Genomic DNA, 3,620 nt, shown 5'->3' on the forward strand with positions numbered 1-3,620 from the left:
TATGACGATACAATCCTGGTGACCCTGGTTTCGTCCCAGCAGATTAGCCGTTGCCGTGACTTTCCGATCCGCTCCTTGGCAAAACCCAGCTTCTTGGTCAGTCTGCCAACTTTTTCTGCGCTGAGTTGCTCCACTTCATCGTCAGTGTCATTGGCTCTCTTGGCCACGTTATCTGAGGTGAGTTCTTTACCTTCCTCGTGTAGCTCTATCAAAGCCGCCAGCACTCGGCCCGGGGCGCTCTCCCTCCTTCTCAGGAAAAGACTATCCTGGAGACGATGGACAAATCCGGATATTGCCTCAACCATAGACCGGTCGCCGTTAAGCATCGCTTTGAGAGGTATCAATATCTCCTGTAATCGTGGCTGAAGATTCGGTTCCAGGAGGTCGTTGCCAAAGGTTTTCCCCTTGAGCTTGGTAAGATTAGCCAACCGAAAGGTCAGCAGCTTCGCTCTCAGGTCGTCTATCTCTTTGTCGAAAGCGGGTGGGAGCACTCTCGGAATGTCATCGCGGCTTAGAGGCATCATCTCCGAGGTCAGGCACCGGCTCTCCAAGGCCTCATCCTGGAAAGGGAAACGAGTAGCGATGAGTTTCGGGCCAAATACCTGGTAACTCCGCGGGAACCACTTGCCGTTTTCCTTGTCCGCCCGTAGAACGGGCATACCCGGTCTGTAACCATTGTTCAGGAGCTTGACCATTTCTACCCAGGACGAGGAGTCCTTGAAGTCGGCTTCATCCAGGACCAGCGTTCCCCGGAACTGTTCTAAGATGCGAAAGATCGGCGCCGGAGTGGTTGCTCCCGAAGCAAATGTCGGCCTGAAGCAGACACTGCCTACCACCTGCAGAAACCTTGTTTTCCCGGTGCCCCAATCGCCGATAACCCGCAAATACGGGATGGAAGGAGCGAATTCATAGACCCAGGTGAGAAGCACGTAGAGCGAGGATATGTCCTCGAAGTCCGCGGGAATTTCTAAGTACCGGTGAATAAAGTCTCGGATTTCGTTGAAAAGTCTTGCCTGTGAATCGTAAGGAGTGGCTGTCGTGGCGAAATGAACTACCTCGGTTACTAGGGGATCGTCGGTAGGCAGGTAAATAGCCTTGGTTGTTTCGTACCGGAAGACCTTGCGCACCGATCCGTTGACCACAATAATAAAGGCACGCTCATCTTCTTTGCTTACGACCATCTCACCTATCGTGCCGTCATGTAAGACAAAACCCGGTACAAAGCGCTCACGGCTTTCAGTGTTTTCAGTCTTGAAATCAGTCGCCAGCTTACGCGCTTCTTCCAGTGTATGGCTAAGCAGATAATCATCGATACCAACCTTCTGGTTGCCATCCTGGGGAAGATAGACGACCAAGATGCCGGCACCCTTGCGTGCAAGATGCTCTCCCAGGTGTTCCAGCGCTTTGCGCACCAGGTCCTTGGAAACGACATCCCAATCAGATAGAAGGGTAATACCACCGAACTCATTCTTGCCCTTAAAGCCCCAGACGCCGGTGAGTGAGATTACACAGGCGCCATGCGAAGCCAGGGCATCGGCCTTCTTGGAACCTTCCGTTATCCACAACGGAGTTTTAGGATCTCCGAGCATCTGTTTGCAGCGGGGCGGGCAATCCAGGTGATTCGAAGAGCCGATAGGAGATTCATATTTCACCTGCCGCTGTCGTGAGTCAGACCGGGGATTATCCGGACGGTACTGGTAACCGACCGGTCCACCGTCTACTCCCCAAAGCGGGATGAGAATCCCTGGCGACCGCCGCTGTGAAGATAAGAAACCATGTTTCTCCAGGTCGCTCTTATTAAGAATGCTGCGATAGCCCCGCTCTTTGATAACCTCGTTGCTGATACCGCTTCCTTCATGCAGATGACGAAGATGCTCCGCCGTGAGCTCCTGGACGGCTTCTGGAGACATGGGTACGGCGGTATTTTCATTCTGCATTCTCTTCCCTCGGTGAAACTGGATTCATTAGTGTTCCGCGTAGCGGTCGATGGACTGGCAAAACAGGGATAAGATTTCAACGGTGAACTTAGCCGGAGGTATAGGTGGCTCGAAGTCTGGAAGCCCTACAATGAGGGTAGTGTTCTTCTCAAACCATGTGGCTATCTGAGAATTCTGGATGTCGAAGTGCCATATCTTGCTCTTGATCCTGGTCCAGAGATCGAGACGCTGGCGCTCTTTATCCTGAATGATTCCTGCCTCAGTGTTACCAGTCACTTCCTCGGGAAAGAGGTCGTCAGGGGCTTCGCTGTCTGGTGGGGGAAGTAATAGGGCCTGCCCTGGCGGTATTTGAGCATATCTCTGGATTTCAGCCAGTGAATAAGGAGCGGTCAGGCTCAGGATTCTGACTGTCTTTTTCTTGCCTTCCGGTTGTACTTCCTGCTCAATCAGCCTTAGAGATAGCGGAAGCATAGACAGTCTCCCGCAGGTGCCGCGGATGAGCTCAAGACTGGAATTGACATTCACTATAGAGTAGAAGGAGCTGGTGTCGAGCTGATAAACACCAAAGCTTGGACAGTCTGGCAGAAGGAACTGTAGATTCATCACCCGGCGACATTGAGCGTTCTGATAGAAATTGCACTTTGCCGCGTTGCAGGTGATTTCCTTCATCTCGGTCTCAATAGACTCTTTACCGGCAATCTCACCGGTGCGAGCATCGGTCTTCGCTACCGCCGTTTCACCATCACCGCGGCAAACAAGTCCTCTTGTTGCTGAGTAGCATCTCAAATACTGGCTCGCCCATTGGGTCTGGTCATTGGTAGGGAACATGATTCTCAGTTCCTGCGGCTTTTCTCCAAAAGCCTTCCTTACCTCAGGTGGGCAAACGAAATAATCCGTCGGGCAGGGGTAAGGGGTCCCACTAGCACTCTCCTTCTTGATTCCCAGCCTTATCTTTCCCAAGCGGGGAAGCCTTACAACCTCGGTTACACCTTTGATTGGCATTGTTCTCCTCCTTCGTACTATTTGAATCCCTTGAAGTTGCTAAATTTTTCCGAGTTAGATCTTTCAAGTAGGCTTGAGCGATGATCCTTGCCAGAATCCTCAGGCTATTATCAAAATCACTAATCGTTGGCTCGGACATTACCACCGTTCTCCTCAATGATGAACAAGTCGTCGAAAGTATATTCAGGTAGATAGTCCAGAATGAGCCGCCTTAAGACCGGTGATGGCTCTCTTCTTCCGTTTATGATGTGTGATAGGTGACTACGGGAAAATCCCAGCTTCTCCGCAAGATCTCGCTGTGAGAGGTTTTTTCTCGACATGGCAACTTCAAGAGCAAGCCGGTTCAACTTCACCTTAACCATTGAGATACCTCAGAACTCATATTGCTTCCTGTAGTATATCATTAGGCTATTCATGGACTGTCAATAGGTTTATGTCACTGTAGATAGCAATTTGGTGTCATTAGTGTTTGACTTGGTATACAAAAAGTGCTATTATTTTTCAAAAGGAGGTGAGGCATAATGACGGAGAACTTCGGTGAATATCTTCGAAACCTGAGGATTGAAAAGCGGCTGTCACTCAGGGAAGTTGAACAACAGTCCGGGGTCTCAAACTCGTATCTGGGACTCATAGAGCGCGGGCAACGCCCCATACCGGGAGCTGATATTCTTAAGAAGCTCG

At 50.8% G+C, this 3,620-nt stretch carries 4 protein-coding genes; 1 reads left to right on the top strand and 3 read right to left on the bottom strand.

Annotation, left to right across the window (positions count from 1 at the left end; all coding sequences use genetic code 11):
* The 3 genes from WC259_RS07910 to WC259_RS07920 form a co-directional block, all read right to left on the bottom strand.
* The coding region (locus tag WC259_RS07910) for a DUF3854 domain-containing protein (RefSeq protein WP_372644140.1) at window positions 1–1,937 on the bottom strand (1,937 nt) is incomplete at its 3' end.
* Between the two features lie 27 nt (window positions 1,938–1,964).
* Entirely contained in the window at window positions 1,965–2,939 is a 975-nt protein-coding gene (locus WC259_RS07915; RefSeq protein WP_372644143.1) for a hypothetical protein, read from the bottom strand.
* Between the two features lie 119 nt (window positions 2,940–3,058).
* Entirely contained in the window at window positions 3,059–3,301 is a 243-nt protein-coding gene (locus tag WC259_RS07920) for a helix-turn-helix transcriptional regulator (RefSeq protein ID WP_372644146.1), read from the bottom strand.
* Window positions 3,302–3,460: 159 nt separating this feature from the next.
* On the opposite strand from WC259_RS07920, the gene WC259_RS07925 reads away from it, so the two are divergent.
* The coding region (locus WC259_RS07925) for a helix-turn-helix domain-containing protein (protein ID WP_372644149.1) at window positions 3,461–3,620 on the top strand (160 nt) is incomplete at its 3' end.

Source organism: Dehalococcoides sp., from assembly GCF_041654235.1.
GTDB lineage: Bacteria > Chloroflexota > Dehalococcoidia > Dehalococcoidales > Dehalococcoidaceae > Dehalococcoides > Dehalococcoides mccartyi_B.